Origin of the sequence: Streptomyces hazeniae (assembly GCF_031845485.1) — a bacterium.
Lineage (GTDB): Bacteria > Actinomycetota > Actinomycetes > Streptomycetales > Streptomycetaceae > Streptomyces > Streptomyces hazeniae.
This window is the reverse complement of record NZ_JAVREQ010000245.1, coordinates 1-398: the sequence shown is the minus strand read 5'-3', so window position 1 is coordinate 398 and position 398 is coordinate 1. Positions and strand designations below refer to the sequence as shown.

Below are 398 nucleotides of genomic sequence, written 5' to 3'. Positions count from 1 at the left end.
TGAAGTTCCAGAAGGACCTCAACATCCCCGACGAGAAGCTCAACGTCAACGGTGGCGCCATCGCGATGGGCCACCCGCTGGGCGCCACCGGCGCCATGATCACCGGAACCATGGTCGACGAGCTCGAGCGTCGCGGTGCGCGGCGTGCCCTGATCACGCTGTGTATCGGCGGCGGCATGGGCGTGGCCACCATCATCGAGCGCGTCTGAGAGGTCTGAAAAACAATGGCTGAGAACACCATTCAGTGGGACAAGGATGCCGACGGCATCGTCACCCTGACGTTGGACGACCCGACCGGTTCGGCCAACGTGATGAACGAGCACTACAAGGAATCCATGCACAATGCCGTGGAACGCCTTGTTGCCGAGCAGGATTCGATCACCGGTGTGGTCATCACC

1 pseudogene is annotated in these 398 nt (G+C 61.6%); it reads left to right on the top strand.

The features are described 5' to 3' along the window. Positions 1-209, top strand: a pseudogene (locus RM572_RS29550) (acetyl-CoA C-acyltransferase); the annotation flags it as partial. Positions 210-398 lie beyond the last annotated feature (189 nt).